Source organism: Priestia sp. FSL H7-0729 (genome assembly GCF_038005685.1).
Taxonomy (GTDB): Bacteria; Bacillota; Bacilli; order Paenibacillales; family Paenibacillaceae; genus Paenibacillus.
Genome location: NZ_JBBOTQ010000007.1, coordinates 99,105 through 116,030 on the forward strand (window position 1 = coordinate 99,105; position 16,926 = coordinate 116,030).

The following is a 16,926-nucleotide window of genomic DNA, read 5'->3' on the forward strand; positions in this document are numbered from 1 at the left end:
CACAATATTCTAAATAATTTGTTGAAATATGTCGAATTGAGGCTTATCACGATGATTATGGGTAAACAAAACGGCGAAACGATCATCCTCATTCCATCACTTGAACCGGATGAGAGACTTTCAGCCTATGTACGGCAATTGCGAGAGTATGGCTTGAGCAAAATTGTTATCGTGAACGACGGATCGAGTGAGGCATATCAGCCCATCTTCGAGGAGCTTGGAGAGAACGGATACGCGCTGCTCAGACATGCGGAGAATCAGGGAAAAGGTGCTGCACTCAAGACAGGCTTCCGTTATATTGCACAACAATATGGAGCAGATTCTTTTGTGGTTACTGCCGATTCGGACGGGCAGCATGCAGCGGAAGATGTCTACCGTATAGCCCAAGAAGCCAGGCTTCATCCAGACTCGTTGGTGCTTGGTGTAAGGAACTTTAGTGAGGGGGACATACCGCCAAAGTCTTTGTTCGGCAATCGGATGACTTCCTTTATTTTTGTCATGCTCTATGGCAAGAAACTATCCGATACCCAGACAGGACTTCGCGCATTTGGTCCAGGACTACTTGCGTTTATGCAGGATGTACGCGGTATTCGATTTGAATATGAGCTTCAGATGCTCATCTCGTGCATTCAATCCGGTATACCCATTCATACCATGCCGATCCAAGTCATTTATGAGAATGGCAATGCAGGAACACATTTTAAAGCAGTTCAGGATAGTGCACGGGTCATGGGTGTATTGTTCTCGAATTTCTTCCGCTTTATCTCTTCCTCTGTAGCTAGTTCCGTTGTCGATTTGGGCATTGCCTGGTTTCTAATCGATGCGTTACGGCCTGTGTTGGGTGAACAGCACTATCTAAGAATTCTGCTCGCAACCGTAATTGCTAGAATTATTTCCATTGTCGTCAACTATGTATTGAACAGGCATTTTGTATTCCGCAAGGAAGATAGCCAGGGAAGTCTATGGCGTTATCTGACGTTATGCGGAGTGGTGATCTTGCTGTCCAGTACCGGTGTATATCTATTCCATACCGTTCTCTTCGTAGATGAGAAAATGGCGAAATTCGTCTGTGATGCCTTGCTGTTCCTGCTCAGTTTCCAATTGCAGCGAAGATGGGTATTTGCAGCAAGGAGGAAGCAGCTGTAGTGCAAAGCGAAAAAAGGCAGAATATCTTTTTTATCATCACGATGATCCTGGTGTCGATATATTTGGTATGGCGTACGTTCTTTACATTGCCATGGGGTGAAGGCGTGCTGAACGTCATCTTCGGTATGCTGCTGATTGTGGCTGAAACGGTCACCGTACTGACAACCTTTGAATTATTCTTTCAGAAGATGCAAAAAGAACGTGCACAGCTCGACTTTCCAATCGTTCCGCCGGAGTATTATCCGGATGTGGATGTATTTATCGCTACCCATAATGAACCCGTTGATCTGTTATATAAAACCGTTAATGCCTGTACGTTCATGGATTACCCCGACAAGCAGAAGGTTCATATTTATCTCTGTGACGATGGAGCAAGACCTGAGGTGGAGGAACTTGCCAGACAGTTTGGTGTGGGATATCTGGGGTTCCCCGGAAATAAGGATGCCAAGTCTGGTAATCTGAACAATGCACTGAGCAAAAGCTCTTCTCCACTCATTGCAACGTTTGATGCCGATATGATCCCGCAGCACACCTTTTTGATGAAAACAGTCCCCTATTTTATGCTCTCCACCTTTATTAAGGAGAATGAGGAATGGCGTCTTCGCCGCGAGGATGAGATGGACCCTACGTTCAAGCTTGGGCTGGTGCAGACGCCGCAGAGCTTCTACAATCCGGATCTATTCCAGTTTAATCTATACGCAGAGCAAGGTATTCCGAATGAACAGGATTTCTTCTCCAGGGAAGTGAACATCCTGCGTAATGCTTCCAACGCAGTAGCTTATACGGGAAGCAATACGATTATTTCACGGCAAGGCATGGAAGACATCGGAGGTTTTCCGCTCAATACGATCACCGAGGACTTTGAGACCAGCATCCGCTTGCAGCAGGAAGGTTATATTACCTATGCGACTCAAGAGGTTCAAGCTGCCGGACAGACGACAACCACAGTCAAGAGCATGCTGCTGGTTCTTCAGTCTTATTGCCACAACCAACTAGTGCCAGGATAAAGACCAGTGAGATCAGTATTGCTGTTAATGGAAACTTTCTCTTTGTATTCATGTGTTTCCCCTTCCTTAATCCTAAAATGTATTGGGTAGTGCTTAACATCCCGATTGGTTCGTTACATTCATTGATATGTATAAAAATATGTATATAAAACGTTTTATACATTTGATAATGATTATCAACATCAATCAATATATCTTTTTATTAAAGGCAGTGTCAATAAAAAAATTATAAACGTCCATATTATATTCGGGTTACATTCGTTGGGAAAGTAGTCCATTGATCCGTTCTTAACAGAACAGTTAGAGGATGAGAGAGAGGGGGGTCTATTATTTAGAGCTAGAGATGTTATTCATGTATTTCATTCCAGATCATGGTATATTTCTAGTATTAAATAATGTAGGGAGATTCTATATGCATAATCAATTCATCAAAAGGTTGATCGTTTTATGTATGGTTTTTGTACTATTACCAACAACGAGTGCGCTGGCTGCGTCGTCGCTTATTAAGGACCAGGTCTTGGCCAAAGTGATTCGAGGAGATCTGAAGCTATCGGCTAAGAAGGAAATAAAGGTTGGCGATTTGAAAAAACTAAAATCCATATATGCTATGGAAACGAAAAGCAAGATTTCCAACTTGCAAGGTCTTGAACACGCCGTTAATATGACGGATTTATTCTTGCCTGGTCAAAATATAAAAAATATTAAGCCACTCAACAAGTTAAAGAAATTAACGTTCTTAGCGGTTGAGGGCAATCAGATTACAGATATCTCGCCCCTATCAGGTCTGACCAATCTGCAAAATCTGGTTATGGACGATAACAAAATCAAAAGCCTGGCTCCATTAAAAAATATGCCTAAAATGAGAAGTCTACTCGCCAGCGGTAATCAGGTGTCCGATCTAAGTCCTCTTCAAAAGTTAAAGCTGGAATGGATCATTATGAATGATAATAAAATTAAGGATCTGACACCTTTAAAAAATCATCCGACCTTGGAGTATCTATATGTAGAAGATAACCTCATTGAGGATATTGCAGTGCTCGAAACCATCCCACATCTAACAGAGGTATATTTGGCTAACAATCCATTGAATGATCGTGCTGAGCAGGTAGTAGAGAATCTGGAGAAGAAAGGCGTCGTTGTAAGTTTGGTAAGCGAAGATGCGAATCAGGCGCAGTAAGTGGTGTCTGTTTCGGCTAAAGCAGATTGAATTATTTATATGGGAAAAGGTTAATCCCTCATTATATGGAACAAGAACAAAGAAGGCCGCAGATGATTCTGACGGCCTTCTTTAAGTGTGTTGGACAGAAACGCGTGGTAACAACTTTCCCGCTTTTCCGTTCCTGTACCAATATTATTCCACTTCGATCTCCTTCACCGTCTCTCCCTCAACCAGCACCGGCTGATAGTAGGTGTTCGTGGGCAGATCCTTTTTGCCTTGCAGATTCTTGATCACCCAGTCGGCAGCATCGCGGCCCATCTGCTCTTGCGGATGTGTTAGCGTGGTGAGCCTTATGTTGGCGTTCTTGGCGATGTATGAATTGTCCTGTCCAATGATGGATAACTCATCCGGGATGGAGATACCCAGTTGCCTGCAAGCGTGCACGACCTCTAGTCCAACCTCGTCGTTGTAACAGACGATTGCGGTGAGCGAATCCCTGTTTTCATCCAGATACGTTGCTACATTAGAGGATAACTCCGGTTTCGATGCGGTATCAAAGGAAAGCACTTGATCAGGATGGAACCGTAACTTCGCTTCACCAAGTGCTTTGATATATCCCTTCATCCTGTACTTACCCTGCAAATCATCCATTTTCGCAATAATGCCGATCTGGGTATGACCTTTGGCGATCAATTCACGTGTGGCGAGATAACTGGATTGCACGTCATCCAGACAGAAGAAAGGAACCTCCAGCTCTTCATAAAAAGCATTAATCATCGTAAACGGTACATCCTGCTCTTTGAATGACAGGTAGTATGCAATATTGGGATTATACAGATTACTTTTGGTCGGTTCGACGATCAGGCCATCCACGCCGTAGGAGAGCATCATTTCGAGTGCTTTTTTCTCCTGTGCCACATCATTATTGGTGCTGGCGAGTAGTAGCGAGTAGTTGTCCTCATTCAGACGACTCTCAATACCGCGGATAATGGAAGGAAAGATGTAATCCGAGATGTATGTTGTAATCACGCCAATGGTTTTCTTCGATGTATTACCGCCTGATCGTGATCGATACTGATTGCTAACGTAGGTTCCGGAACCCTTTTCGCTTCGTAAAAATCCTTCGTTCGATAACTCCAAAATGGCTTTCCGCACCGTCTGACGACTTACATTGTAGCTTTCCTGTAATGCCAACTCGGTTGGAATCTGTTCGCCTATGCTATATGCCCCCGAGAGGATATGACTCTTTATATCATCAATGATGACCTGGTATTTTGGCTTCACGTAGTCCACTTCTTTCATCGTTACTCATCTATATCAACCTTATTGTTCAAATAGTTGTACGTACATATTTTAGCATGATTCAGTTGGAATGCATATAAAACAGCATGTTTTTCGAAATAAACCGTACATATCCAGCCTTTTTGCAGAGAGGTGTACCTTACAGCATAGCCATTTTATAGCCGCATAAGACCTTTGAATGGTCAGTTAGAGTACAATATGTGTCCTTTGTAAGTATAACTATTATATATGATTGACAAATGTACGTACAAAAAATATACTAAGGCTGTCAGAAAAGGAAAGCGCATTCTTTGAAAACACAGATTTTTGAACAACCTCTTATACAAAATTCATGATTAGTTACTGCATAAGTAGAAGCTTCACCTTATATATGCATCCTTTGGGGTGTGAAATCGCGACCGGAGAGGGGATACATGTGATTATGAGTCAATTGGACTTGAAAGAAGCCATTACCAAGGGTGCTACTTCACTCGGAATTGAATTTGGATCAACGCGGATTAAGGCGGTGTTGATTGACGAGCGTTTTGAGACCATCGCGTCAGGCAGTTATGAATGGGAGAACCTTCTGAAAGATGGATATTGGACTTACAACCAGGAGGATATCATCACAGGTCTGCAAACGGCTTATCGTGAGATGAAGCAAGATGTGGAACAGAAATATGGAATTACGCTGCGAACAGTCGGTTCGATCGGATTCTCGGCCATGATGCACGGATATGTGGCATTGGATAGCGCGGGCGAACTGCTGGTGCCTTTCCGCACTTGGCGTAACGCGACGACGGGAGCAGCTGCAAGGGAGCTGACGGAACTTCTGCAATTCAATATTCCAGAACGCTGGAGCATTGCTCACTTGTACCAAGCCATCTTAAACGAAGAGGTACACGTACCTCAGATCGATCATCTGACTACTTTGGCTGGGTACATCCATTGGTTGCTGACGGGCAATAAGGCGATTGGCATAGGCGATGCATCAGGCATTTTCCCAATTGACGAGGCTACACATAATTACCACCCATCCATGATCCAACAGTTCGATGAACGGATCGCAGGCAAAGGTTATCCGTGGAAGGTCGAGGACCTTCTTCCGAAGGTATATCTCGCTGGTGAGAACGCAGGTGCATTGACAGAAGCGGGAGCCAAATTGCTCGACCCTTCGCAAGATCTGCAAGCAGGCATTCCGCTCTGCCCGCCAGAAGGTGATGCCGGAACGGGTATGGTGGCAACGAATAGCGTGAAGAAACGTACGGGGAACATCTCCGTCGGCACATCCGTATTTGCGATGATCGTACTGGAGAAGGAATTGTCCAAAGTGTATCCCGAGATCGATATGGTCACCACACCGGATGGTAGTCCAGTAGGGATGGTGCATGCCAACAACTGTTCCAGTGATATCAACGCATGGGTTGGACTGTTCCGTGAATTCTCTCAAGCGATGGGATATGAAGTGGACAACGGCAAGTTGTTTAGCGTGTTGTTTAACAAGGCTTTGGAGGCAGACCCAGATGGTGGCGGCTTACTCAGCTACGGTTACTACTCAGGTGAGAACATTACAGGACTTGAGAAAGGCCGTCCATTGTTCGTCCGCTCCCCGGAAAGTAACTTCAATCTGGCGAACTTCATGCGCACACATCTGTTCAGTGCCTTTGGTGCACTCAAGCTGGGTATGGACATTTTGACGGAGGAAGAGAATGTAGCCATTGACAGTATTTTGGCTCACGGTGGTCTGTTCAAGACCCCTGTTGTCGGACAACGGATTGTAGCTGCTGCGATGAACGTACCGGTCTCGGTAATGTCTACCGCTGGTGAAGGCGGCGCATGGGGCATGGCGCTTCTGGCTTCGTACATGATCAACAAGGATCAAGAGGAGAGCCTGGATGTGTTCCTGGAGCAGAAAGTCTTTAACGATGTTGAAGGAGTCGAAGTGGCGCCGGATGCATCGGATGTGAAGGGGTTTGAAGCATTTATCGAACGCTACCGGAGTGGTCTCACGATTGAGCAATCAGCTGTAGATTATCTGGTAGAGAACGGGAGGGAATAACATGTTAGAACAACTGAAGGAAGAGGTATTCCAGGCGAATCTGGAACTGCCAAAGCATGGACTTGTAAAATTCACTTGGGGTAACGTCAGCGCAATCGATCGGGAAAGCGGTCTGTTCGTCATTAAACCAAGTGGCGTTAGCTACGATGTGATGAAAGCAAGCGATATGGTTGTGGTTGATCTGGACGGTAACGTGGTGGAGGGTGAGATGAGACCTTCCTCGGACACCGCAACACATGCCGTACTATATAAGCATTACTCGGAGATTGGTGGCATTGTGCACACACACTCCACATGGGCGACGATCTGGGCGCAAGCTGGACTGGACGTACCCGTGATGGGAACGACACATGCGGACACGTTCTATGGAGCAGTGCCTTGTGCACGTTTCCTGAACCAGGACGAGGTGGATCGCGGATACGAAGCGGAGACAGGACGTGTCATTATTGAAACGTTCGAACAGCGTGGAATTGATGTTATGGCTGTTCCGGCAGTGTTGCTCCATGGTCACGCACCATTTACGTGGGGGAAAGATGCCAAGTCAGCGGTGGTGAACAGTGTCGTACTGGAGGAAGTATGCAAAATGAACCTGTATGCGCGGCAATTGAATAACTTCGCGAAGGAACTGCCGCAAGGCATCCTGGATAAACACTATCTGCGTAAACACGGAAAAGACGCGTATTACGGGCAGAAGTAGTCGGTTATAAGTGACTGGAAGCATGCTCTGGCTTCCAAGAGGTTTAGTTGTGCGAATGACTTGTTCAACTATACTTTTTACACAATAACGGAGAGTGCAGAACCAATCTGAAGAAGCGAAGCGCTCGCCTTTATAACCGGATATCATCCTTATTAAAATTGATCAAAGAAATCCGGGGATAACCAGCGATCGGTAGATGGTACTGCAATCGCAGTGTTCTAGTGTAAACCCCAATGTTCAACTATAAAATAATGAAATGAGGATGATTATATGTCAGCAACAGCAGCAAAAGAATTCTGGTTTGTCGTCGGTTCACAGCACTTGTACGGAGAAGAAGCATTGGGCGAAGTAAAAGCCAACGCACAGAAAATTACGGATGCGCTTAATGCCAGCGGTGTGCTGCCGTACCCGCTTGTATTGCAGGATCTGGCGGTAACCGCAGATAAAATCACGAGCATCATGAAAGAAGTCAATTATCGCGACGAAGTAGCAGGTGTCATCACATGGATGCATACCTTCTCCCCGGCAAAAATGTGGATTCGTGGTACGAAGTTGCTGCAAAAACCTTTGCTGCACTTGGCGACTCAATTCAACGAAAGCATTCCGTGGGCAACCATCGATATGGATTTCATGAACTTGAACCAAGCGGCACATGGTGACCGCGAATATGGCTTCATTAATGCTCGTTTGAAAAAACAAAATAAAATCGTGGTTGGCTACTGGGAGCGCCCGGAAGTTCAACAACAGGTTGCAGACTGGATGGACGTAGCGGTTGCCTTTAACGAAGGCTTCAACCTCAAAGTCGCTCGCTTCGGTGATAACATGCGCAACGTTGGTGTGACCGAAGGTGATAAAGTAGAGGCACAGATCCAATTCGGATGGACGGTTGATTACTTCGGCATTGGCGACCTCGTGCAATACGTGAACGCCGTAACAGAGCAGGAAATCGATGATCTGATTGCTCAGTATAAAGACCTCTATGAATTCGATTATGGCACGAACAGCAAGGAAGCTTGGGAAGCCAGTGTACGTGTACAAGCGAGTTATGAGATTGCGATCAAACGTTTCCTGGACGAAGGTGGTTACAGTGCCTTCACGACGAACTTCGAAGATCTGCATGGCATGAAGCAACTTCCGGGTCTGGCTGTGCAACGCCTGATGGCTCAAGGGTACGGATTCGCCGGTGAGGGTGACTGGAAAACAGCTGCACTGGATCGTTTGCTGAAAATCATGGCCCATAACGAGAACACAGGATTCATGGAAGATTACACCTACGAGATGGCTGCTGGACAGGAAGCAATCCTTCAATCTCACATGCTTGAAGTAGATCCGACACTCGCTAGCACGAAGCCGAGAATCATCGTGTCCCCACTGGGCATTGGCGATCGTGAAGATCCGGCACGTCTTGTATTCGATGGCAAAGCAGGCGAAGGTGTAGTGATATCCATGGCAGACTTCGGTACCCACTACAAACTGTTGATCAATGAAGTATCTGCATTCGAGCCTACCGTTCCAGCACCTAACCTGCCGGTAGCACGTGTATTGTGGAGCGTGAAGCCAAACTTCCAGGATGGCGTTAGAGCATGGATTGAAAATGGTGGTGGTCACCATACGGTGGTATCCTTGAACCTGACGACAGATCAGATCGTGACATATGCGAAGCTGGTGAATCTGGAGTACGTTATTATTAAGTAAAAGTGGATTGGTAGCTACTGCCTGAACTCAACCAATTTTTTTCTCTGTGGCCGGGGGTTAACCCTCGGCCCTTTGTTTGTTATGCTGAGAAGCATGATGTGAAACTGAGCATGGGTTTACTTTTCCATCGAAAAGAGATAAGAAATGAAGGAGGTAAGGAAAGGATATGTACACAAAAGAAAGCTTGATGCAACAACTGGAGCAGCTTGGTTTGGATCGCCAAAGTACGATGCTTATGCACTCTTCAATGAAGAGTTTGGGCGAGGTTGAAGGTGGAGCAGATACGGTACTAGATGCCTGTAGCGACTATATGAAAGACGGATTGTTGGTGCTTCCCACTCATACGTGGTCTACCATTAATGCGGATAACCCAATGTTCCACGTGGAAAATTCTGTATGCTGCGTAGGCATTCTGCCTGAGCTTTTCCGTAAACGTCCGGGCGTGGTTCGTTCGTGGCATCCTACGCACTCAGTAGCGGCATTGGGAAGGGACGCAGAGGCATTTACGAAGGATGATCATCTCTTCGATACACCGTGTGCGAGAGGTTCAGCATGGGGAAAACTTTTGGATCGGAAAGCGACGATCTTGTTAGTAGGCGTTGACTTGAAGCGGAATACATTTATCCATGGGGTCGAAGAGTGGGTGGACATCCCTGGCAGAATGACGGACGAGCATGAGATGCTTTATTCGGTTTTACCGGATGGAAGCCAGATTTCAGTACCGTCTCGCAGACATAGTGGGTTGCCATGGTCGGAGCATTTCTGGAAAGTAGACGAGGTATTGGTTCGCGAAGGTGCGATGCGTAAAGGACAACTTGGGGATGCCGTTGTTAGAGTGTGCGATGCGGCTAAGACGTCAGAGGTAATCACGGAGTTGCTGAAGGATAACCCAGACTTATTCTCGGATAATGAACCCTTTTATTCCCCTAAATATGAAGCTGATCTGGTCGGAATGAGTCACGAAGCATATCTCAGAAACGAGGCAATTTATAAGCAACAATTGGAGCTGTTGATCGCTGAGAAGCAGGTCGTTGAAGGCGAACGTTGACTTGATCATGAGCAAGTCATAGCCAAAGTACGGGAAGAGTAGATGTTCCTGACCAGAAGGTTAAGTACTACTGCCGGAGAGATAAACTCCGCGAATGATATGGGTCATTTGAATCAAACCAATTGCTGGCTGGCCGCTCCGTTGGATATGGGCGGTTTTTTTTGTAGAACAGTCAGATTCCTTCACAAAAACGCAAAATAGATCAGCATTTCGATCAGAGGTTGGTCAGACTTCCAGTGTATGGGCTACTCACCCTTAGGGTGGTGTGATAAGATATGGTTAAATTAACCAATAGGATTGACGTAGCAGTATAGTATAGATGTTTATTGAAGTTTAATAGAAGTATCCCATAGAATCATGAACAACCACGTTGTCATTGTAGCATCTAAGAAGGAGAAGATTCGTGAACCCATTAGTATGGTATGATCTCTTTTTATTTGTCCTATTGTTCGGTGTAGGTGTATATGTGTTTGCTACGGTTAGAATTACGAATTTACATAAGGTGTACTTTTTGTTTCATGGGTTGATGATGCTCTGGCCTTTCTGTCAATTTGCCAGTACGCTCACGGATGATTCTGGTCTGCAGTTGTTCTATGTTACGTTATCTTTTGTTGCGGTCTCCCTGCTTGGGAGCGGGTGGCTTCTACTGACGATCTTTATTACTGGCTATTCAGAGCGTCTGAGTGCAAAAGGAACCTTCCTGCTATTTGTCCCTGCGGTAATCGGGGCTATAGGTGTGGTCGCCAATCCATGGAACGAGTTCGTCATTCCACTGGAGGGCGGGTACATCGAGCGGGCTTACGGCCCTTGGTTCTGGGTTGTGATGGTTATTCTGGTGAGCTATTTCTTGACTTCCCTCGTCGTTCTGTTCCGGGCGGTGTATTCATCGCAGACGTCTGCCATGATCAAAAAACAGGTGCGGATCACCCTATGGGGTATCTTGGTGTTGGCTGTTTTTGCAACAATCGATGCGATTCTGAATGTCGTTCTAGCCCGCTGGTTGCCGATCATTCCTGGCATGACATCGCTGGGGATCTTTCTGTCAGACCTGTTCTTCGTCTATGTGATCAAAAGATACAATGTGTTCGATCTGGTCTCCATCGCGCATGAGGACGTTATCAATACCATTCCATATGGCATCCTGGTACTGGATGAGAATGAAGTCATTGTTGAAGCGAACAAAGCCTCGCGATCCTTTATGGATCTACATGTAGGGGATTCTTTTGATATGGAGCTATTTCTGGAGTCGGTTCATGTTGTGGGCAGCTGTCGCGAATTCGTGAATCACTATAAGAAAAAAGAAAATACCCTCTCTCAGATTGAAGTGATCGTGGAGCGGGGTAACAACATCCGGCACTTTATTCTGCAATCGTCTCCGATTGTGGATTCGGCGTTTGTGCCGATCGGTCATATTCTCACGTTCCAGGATGTCTCACAGGAGCGCTTCTACGTGAAAGAGATGAATCGTCAGAACGAGACGCTACAGGAGCGAAATCGGGCGCTAGACTTGATCCGTCAGGAGTTATCCGAGGCCAATCGCAAACTGGAGGAACTTGCGCTGACGGACAGTTTAACCAACTGTTACAACCGACGTTATCTGACCCAACATCTGAATCACGAGGTCATTACCAATATTCAATACAAAACACCATTCTCACTTCTGCTGCTCGATATCGACTACTTCAAAGCGATCAATGATCGCTATGGACATGTCATCGGTGATGAAGTGCTCGTCCGCACGGCGGAGGCTGTCAAACAATCGATTCGCAGTACCGATATTCTGACGCGTTATGGCGGGGAAGAGTTCATGATCTACCTTCCGCACACGGAGCATGACTTGGCGAACCAAATCGCAGAGCGCGTGAGAACAGCTGTGGAGTCTAACCGCATTATGGTGGATCACGAGATTATGCAGGTGTCGATTACGATTAGTATTGGTATTCTGTCCTTTGAGGACTTTGAAGTGGAGCATGTGCCGGACAATCCGGAGGGGTATTTGACGCAGCTATTTGCTGCGGTGGATAAGGCGTTGTATCAGGCAAAGCAGAATGGGCGGAACAGAGTGGAGTTTGCGGAGTTTGAGCGGGAAGTTATTTGAAAAGAGAGATAAGAGAAGAGTGGAGACGTACTCCACTCTTTTTGGTGTTAGCGTATGATTTTGATGTATAGATATTTATTCGGAATTTTTATGTGATTTGTCGATAGCATTTAAAACTTCTTTGCTAATTTTGGTTAATGATATGATTGTATCTGTACTTTTGCCGCTTATTAAAGTTATATGTTCATCCAAGGCTCTTTTGTACTCAGAGTCTTCTTTGAATTTAAAGATTTCTTCAGCAGTGACCTGCAATCCATTCATTATTTTCTCAAGAGTCTCCAAAGAAATGTTACGATCTCCCCGTTCAACTCCACCAATATAGCTGTAATGAAGACCTGCTGCTTCAGCTAGTTGTTCCTGAGTCCAGCCTTTTGCCTTCCTTAACTCACGTATTCGATTTCCTACGTCCTCTGGTAAACTCATTTGATCACCTCCACTTAAGGTTAGAAGAGGTTATGGAATCCTTACAGACTAATATGTACAAACTGTTCTCTTGAATAAAAGTACTTATAAGTACAATTTATATTGATCTTCTTTTGATTTATCTATACAATTATAAGAAAATGGATAATTAAGGAGGATGTTTTTGCGGAAATCTATCCTAAAATCACTCAAACCGGACATTATTGTTGAAATGTTGGACATGGCTGTGGCTTTCGAAAATTGGAACAAGGTGATGGAGAGGGCGGACATGTTATATCAATGTGTGCAGTCCATCCATGAAGAGCGGCAGGAGTATCAATTAAAGGGAATGCCTGTACCACATATACACATTGAGCGGCCCTTGGTCTACTATTATGGGTTCAGTCACCTAATGCGGGGTATGGCTCACCAGAAGATGGGACAGGTAGATCAGGCGCGAGCATGTATCGATCAATATGGAGATTTGGGATGGATGGAGGATCTGGATGAGGTAGGTATGCAGGTGGTGCAGGAGTTCAGGCATAAGGCACAGGTGAATCGGTATGCGCTTGAGATTGAAGCTGGGCAGGTGGAGCTGTTGGAGGAGTTTGTGAACTTTTTGCTTGAGCATCCGGAGGAATGGTTGGCAGGTCTGATAGGGATTACGGAGTCAGCAGTGCGGCATAGATGGCAGATTGATCGGGTTTTACAGGTGTTTGAGGATCAGATACAGGGTGTTGGCAGAGAAATGAATTCTTCAAACAACGATGATATGTACCATTATTTTTATCAGCGGGCTTTGTATGAACAGTGGATGGGAAGACCACAGGGGGCCGTGGAGTTCATTTTGAAGGCAATCAGGTTAGCGCATAAGCTTGGAATGGATCGGTATGTTATAAGGTGCACGGCATTGTTGGAATCATTGCGGGAAGAGACGACAGAGGAACAGATTGGACGGTATCGGGCATTTATGGAAGGGATAGGACAGGAGTGTATCTAAGTTGATTAAATAGACAAATACTCTAAGCTTTGAAAAGACTGCCTATGACTTAATTGATCACACGCAGTTTATATTTTACCCGAGTCACAGTCGTATACTTAGTCACGGTCAGGAAAGATCGGCTTTTTATTTTCTAAATTAAACCAATCTTCAATATGATCACTTAAAGATGAAATATCATTGATCCCTTTTTCGCATATTTCGTTATACTTATCGCCTAAAATTGCTTTTAGATTATAATTTTTCTTATATTCGTCCGTCAATCTTGCCTGATATACTTCATATGGTTCCAAGCTGTAATTTTGGTTGCGAGTCTTAAGACCAAGATACAACTTCCATTGTAACTCGCCCTGAAAAGCATCTATACATGTAGCTAATTCGTTGTACACCTTCCCTGGATTGAGAAATCTGAAATAAAATCCAGGCGTGTGATGATAAAGATCCTCTCTTGCAAACATATTATATCTGACCCATTCGTAGGTACGAAGCTTAGATAATGTATAGCCTATGAAGTGCGGCAGTTCCAGAATTTTATTCGCAATATTTGTACATGAATCTAAACTCTCAGTGAATATATCGCTCCCAAATTTTCCTCTGAACATCGTGTATATTTCTTTAGCTAAGTTATGTTTATCCCCAAGCTGGCGTTACGAGTACATTCTTCAATTTGTTTTACCTCTTCCTCATATTCATCCTCAGGAGCGTAGGGGAATAGATTAATGGGGTCCCATTCGTCTATTATTTTTTTAACTAACATATGTAACACCTCTTTTAAAATCCTTTATAGATCCTGCGGGGCCGGTCATTACATAAATATTTTCCAGAATCAGAAGCTTTTATCGGTTATCATGAGAGCATCCTTTCAAGATGCTGATTCTAGTATAGACTCCATCCTTACTGGATGAAGTCAGATTGTTTAATTAAATTGTTGGATAAATGCTGTAAAGTCTGTGGCGGCCAGATGACCACCCAAGGGGTTGTAAGATTTTATCGTTTCAATATAGATAATATTAGGCTGAGAATTGTGGCTGTAATTAAAACAAAACATGTTACCCTCTACATCTATAGCAAAAGGAAAATGATTAGGAAGGAGGTTGTTCTTTTGCTAATTATATACATCCAATATATGAAGCTCATTAAATGCGATGAAGGTTAAGAAGGAGGAAAACATCACTTTTTTCCACTGTCTTTACGGTATGAATATCAACAGGTGGATACTCCGTGCTCCATGCATTATTATTATCGACCATTTGATCTACTCCCTATTAATAATTGAATTTAAACCTGGAACTATTTAATCCAATTTATATCATCATCTGACCAGTATGTGCTCCAATTAGGATCATCTACCTGACTAACTTGGATGATTTCTCACGTGTCGTTTCTTCTAACGGCGTAACCGCCATCTTCATGATAGTATACAGTGACGGGGGCATTATTCTGTCCTTTTCTTTGGTCAATCCAATCCACTGTGCCTGCCGGCTCATGCATAGCCTCACCCAATCGTTGATCATTCCAACCACGTTCAGCAATTTGATCTGCAATACTTTTGCCACCTCTTTTTGTAGGCTCTTGGCTGTAGTGAAAGGGAGCTCCAGAATAACTATTTAAATTCGTATCTGCTTCTTTTCCATTTCCCCCACCAGTATCGGTATGGGGCGAGTGATGCTGTTTGCCATCAATGGACTTAATCCCGACTTTTCTACCGAAGATTCCGAGGAGCATAGAGTTGTGATATTTGCAGCGTACTCTGCTCCGCCTTCTTGCTTCATTTTATCGAACCCGGCTGCAATAGCTTCTCTGCCTGTTCTCGGGTATCTCCGTTATCCCACACATAGTTCCGACTAAAGGCGATTCCGCTTCCTACGTCTGTAATTGTACCAATGGTATTATCAAATAAAAGTTACCCGCGGTATCCACCGGATGTTCAATAAGGTCTTTACCAGTTCTTGATCTATACTACACTTTAATCTAAGTTAGATGCTGTTTTTGAGGACCTGTAGTTCTATTTATATGTACCCATTCTCCTTAAATTCCCAAACCGTTATTATCAGTACTGCTCGCGAGAGCGAATAAGCACGGGATGGATAGGCATTACAAAACCGAGGAGCAAATTGGGCGGTATCGTGCTTTTTTGGAGGGAGTGAGACAAGGATGTTATTACTGAATATGTTGATAAGTACATTCAAATGGGATGTGCATATAGGACCATAGCACCGTTGAAGGCATAGTCAATGTTATTAAGAAGATGAAATCAGGATTATTGCCTTATGGGTTACGTGTTTTAATTCTGCTAACATAGGTAAATCAAATTTAAATAAAGTAAGTTAAATAAGTAATATAATAATTACAATAAAATTTATATTAATAAACTTTACTCATATGGTATTGAATTAGATGGATTAGGCCTGAAAGAAGTCGAAGAAATACTACGTAATTGTACATATGTATAATAAATTATCAATATTATTAAAGATAATTTTGGTATAAATGTAAAATAACTTGATATATTTTCTTATTATGTTACCATTAAGTGGAATTACTTGAAAGGAGGATCGATTCCTAAAATAAAAAATATTGGAGAGTGAATTAATTGAAAAAAATTTTAAGTGTGATTTTCGCGTTATTATTGGTGGTTGCAGTACTCCCTCAGTTTGCAAGTGCTAAGGAGGATACGGAGCAGCCTTTAATAAAGACACCTCAAGATTATATTGATTATCTTAGAGGATCAAATATTGATAAACGTATGTTCGTAACAGCTAGTAATAATTCTGCTGATGAAATTCTAGAGGATTTTACATCGCTATCTCCTCCTGATCAACAAAAGTTTGTTGATTATTTAAATGATCCAAAAGTTGCTGAGGCTTTCATACAAGCTCTAGAAACTGGAGAAAATACTATTCTCTATAATGGAGATGTATCTTTCTCATTTGAAGATGAAGATCCCGGAATTACTACAATGGCAGCAGTTAGAAAAGTTGCTGTTGATTCAACAACGACAATTCTGGGTATCGATATCATAAAAACTCAGGTTTATGTTCAATACAGAGTGGCTGGAACCTCGAATGCAAATTTGAAAGTGACTGAAATACTTAACGGTGGTGGAATTGTTATTAAAAATTGGTACCCAACTATAAATATAACTGTGAAAGATGATAAACCATATATTAGCTCTGATAGTAAAAGGGCTTATCAGACTTCATATTTTACTTGGAACTTCGTGCATAAGGCCTTGGGATTAACTTATGGTACTGCAACACAATCTATATGGGGATTCACCGATGGTTCAAAGGGATCGTCATTTAGTAAATCATGAGAAAAAAAGTACTCACGA

At 43.7% G+C, this 16,926-nt stretch carries 14 protein-coding genes and 1 pseudogene; 10 read left to right on the plus strand and 5 right to left on the minus strand.

Going from position 1 to position 16,926, the window contains the following annotated elements; genetic code table 11:
- Positions 1 to 51: 51 nt before the first annotated feature.
- The 3 genes from MHH93_RS17170 (at position 52) to MHH93_RS17180 (ending at position 3,330) form a co-directional block, all read left to right on the plus strand.
- A complete protein-coding gene (locus tag MHH93_RS17170; protein ID WP_500054976.1) occupies positions 52 to 1,146 on the plus strand; it encodes a GtrA family protein in 1,095 nt (364 codons plus the stop codon).
- Positions 1,146 to 2,153 carry a glycosyltransferase family 2 protein gene (locus tag MHH93_RS17175; RefSeq protein WP_500054977.1) on the plus strand — a complete coding sequence of 336 codons (1,008 nt, stop codon included), beginning with the start codon at positions 1,146 to 1,148 and terminating at the stop codon, positions 2,151 to 2,153. The genes MHH93_RS17170 and MHH93_RS17175 overlap by 1 nt, the downstream gene beginning before the upstream one ends.
- Before the next feature lie 412 nt (positions 2,154 to 2,565).
- Entirely contained in the window at positions 2,566 to 3,330 is a 765-nt protein-coding gene (locus tag MHH93_RS17180) for a leucine-rich repeat domain-containing protein (RefSeq protein ID WP_500054978.1), read from the plus strand.
- Positions 3,331 to 3,504: 174 nt separating this feature from the next.
- On the opposite strand, the gene MHH93_RS17185 is transcribed toward MHH93_RS17180, so the two are convergent.
- Positions 3,505 to 4,596 carry a GntR family transcriptional regulator gene (locus MHH93_RS17185; protein WP_339243255.1) on the minus strand — a complete coding sequence of 364 codons (1,092 nt, stop codon included), beginning with the start codon at positions 4,594 to 4,596 and terminating at the stop codon, positions 3,505 to 3,507.
- A 439-nt stretch (positions 4,597 to 5,035) separates the two neighbouring features.
- Between MHH93_RS17185 and MHH93_RS17190 the strand changes: the two genes are divergently transcribed.
- The 5 genes from MHH93_RS17190 to MHH93_RS17210 all read left to right on the plus strand — a co-directional run bounded on the left by MHH93_RS17190 (position 5,036) and on the right by MHH93_RS17210 (position 12,190).
- Complete coding sequence (locus MHH93_RS17190) at positions 5,036 to 6,652, plus strand: xylulokinase (RefSeq protein WP_500054979.1); 1,617 nt, start codon at positions 5,036 to 5,038, stop codon at positions 6,650 to 6,652.
- A gap of 1 nt (position 6,653) precedes the next feature.
- On the plus strand, positions 6,654 to 7,349 hold the full coding sequence (locus MHH93_RS17195) for an L-ribulose-5-phosphate 4-epimerase (protein WP_047840995.1): 696 nt from the start codon (positions 6,654 to 6,656) through the stop codon (positions 7,347 to 7,349).
- A gap of 270 nt (positions 7,350 to 7,619) precedes the next feature.
- On the plus strand, positions 7,620 to 9,044 hold the full coding sequence (gene araA, locus MHH93_RS17200) for an L-arabinose isomerase (protein WP_500054980.1): 1,425 nt from the start codon (positions 7,620 to 7,622) through the stop codon (positions 9,042 to 9,044).
- Between the two features lie 166 nt (positions 9,045 to 9,210).
- Positions 9,211 to 10,092 (plus strand): AAC(3) family N-acetyltransferase, encoded by an 882-nt coding sequence (locus tag MHH93_RS17205; protein WP_500054981.1) that lies wholly within the window; start codon positions 9,211 to 9,213, stop codon positions 10,090 to 10,092.
- Between the two features lie 403 nt (positions 10,093 to 10,495).
- Entirely contained in the window at positions 10,496 to 12,190 is a 1,695-nt protein-coding gene (locus tag MHH93_RS17210) for a histidine kinase N-terminal 7TM domain-containing diguanylate cyclase (RefSeq protein ID WP_500054982.1), read from the plus strand.
- A gap of 75 nt (positions 12,191 to 12,265) precedes the next feature.
- On the opposite strand, the gene MHH93_RS17215 is transcribed toward MHH93_RS17210, so the two are convergent.
- Entirely contained in the window at positions 12,266 to 12,613 is a 348-nt protein-coding gene (locus MHH93_RS17215) for a helix-turn-helix domain-containing protein (protein ID WP_339238826.1), read from the minus strand.
- A 163-nt stretch (positions 12,614 to 12,776) separates the two neighbouring features.
- Here MHH93_RS17215 and MHH93_RS17220 point away from each other — a divergent pair, with 163 nt between their 5' ends.
- A complete protein-coding gene (locus MHH93_RS17220; protein ID WP_500054983.1) occupies positions 12,777 to 13,592 on the plus strand; it encodes a DNA-binding protein in 816 nt (271 codons plus the stop codon).
- A gap of 98 nt (positions 13,593 to 13,690) precedes the next feature.
- On the opposite strand, the gene MHH93_RS17225 is transcribed toward MHH93_RS17220, so the two are convergent.
- From MHH93_RS17225 to MHH93_RS17235, 3 genes and pseudogenes are all read right to left on the minus strand, one after another.
- Positions 13,691 to 14,194, minus strand: a complete 504-nt coding sequence (locus MHH93_RS17225) for a hypothetical protein (protein WP_500054984.1) — start codon at positions 14,192 to 14,194, stop codon at positions 13,691 to 13,693.
- A 314-nt stretch (positions 14,195 to 14,508) separates the two neighbouring features.
- A pseudogene (locus MHH93_RS17230) lies at positions 14,509 to 14,679 on the minus strand (SMI1/KNR4 family protein); the annotation flags it as partial.
- Between the two features lie 284 nt (positions 14,680 to 14,963).
- Entirely contained in the window at positions 14,964 to 15,317 is a 354-nt protein-coding gene (locus MHH93_RS17235; protein WP_500054985.1) for a colicin E5-related ribonuclease, read from the minus strand.
- 868 nt (positions 15,318 to 16,185) lie between these two features.
- Between MHH93_RS17235 and MHH93_RS17240 the strand changes: the two genes are divergently transcribed.
- Positions 16,186 to 16,908 carry a hypothetical protein gene (locus MHH93_RS17240; protein WP_500054986.1) on the plus strand — a complete coding sequence of 241 codons (723 nt, stop codon included), beginning with the start codon at positions 16,186 to 16,188 and terminating at the stop codon, positions 16,906 to 16,908.
- The last annotated feature ends 18 nt before the right edge of the window (positions 16,909 to 16,926 follow it).

Excerpts from the sequence above, each read along its gene's own strand:
- MHH93_RS17170 (WP_500054976.1), top strand. The coding sequence starts at position 52 with ATGATTATGGGTAAACAAAACGGCGAAACGATCATCCTCATTCCATCA.
- MHH93_RS17180 (WP_500054978.1), top strand. The coding sequence starts at position 2,566 with ATGCATAATCAATTCATCAAAAGGTTGATCGTTTTATGTATGGTTTTT.
- MHH93_RS17190 (WP_500054979.1), top strand. The coding sequence starts at position 5,036 with ATGAGTCAATTGGACTTGAAAGAAGCCATTACCAAGGGTGCTACTTCA.
- MHH93_RS17195 (WP_047840995.1), top strand. The coding sequence starts at position 6,654 with ATGTTAGAACAACTGAAGGAAGAGGTATTCCAGGCGAATCTGGAACTG.
- araA (WP_500054980.1), top strand. The coding sequence starts at position 7,620 with ATGTCAGCAACAGCAGCAAAAGAATTCTGGTTTGTCGTCGGTTCACAG.
- MHH93_RS17205 (WP_500054981.1), top strand. The coding sequence starts at position 9,211 with ATGTACACAAAAGAAAGCTTGATGCAACAACTGGAGCAGCTTGGTTTG.
- MHH93_RS17215 (WP_339238826.1), bottom strand. The coding sequence starts at position 12,613 with ATGAGTTTACCAGAGGACGTAGGAAATCGAATACGTGAGTTAAGGAAG.
- MHH93_RS17225 (WP_500054984.1), bottom strand. The coding sequence starts at position 14,194 with ATGTTCAGAGGAAAATTTGGGAGCGATATATTCACTGAGAGTTTAGAT.
- MHH93_RS17235 (WP_500054985.1), bottom strand. The coding sequence starts at position 15,317 with ATGCTCCTCGGAATCTTCGGTAGAAAAGTCGGGATTAAGTCCATTGAT.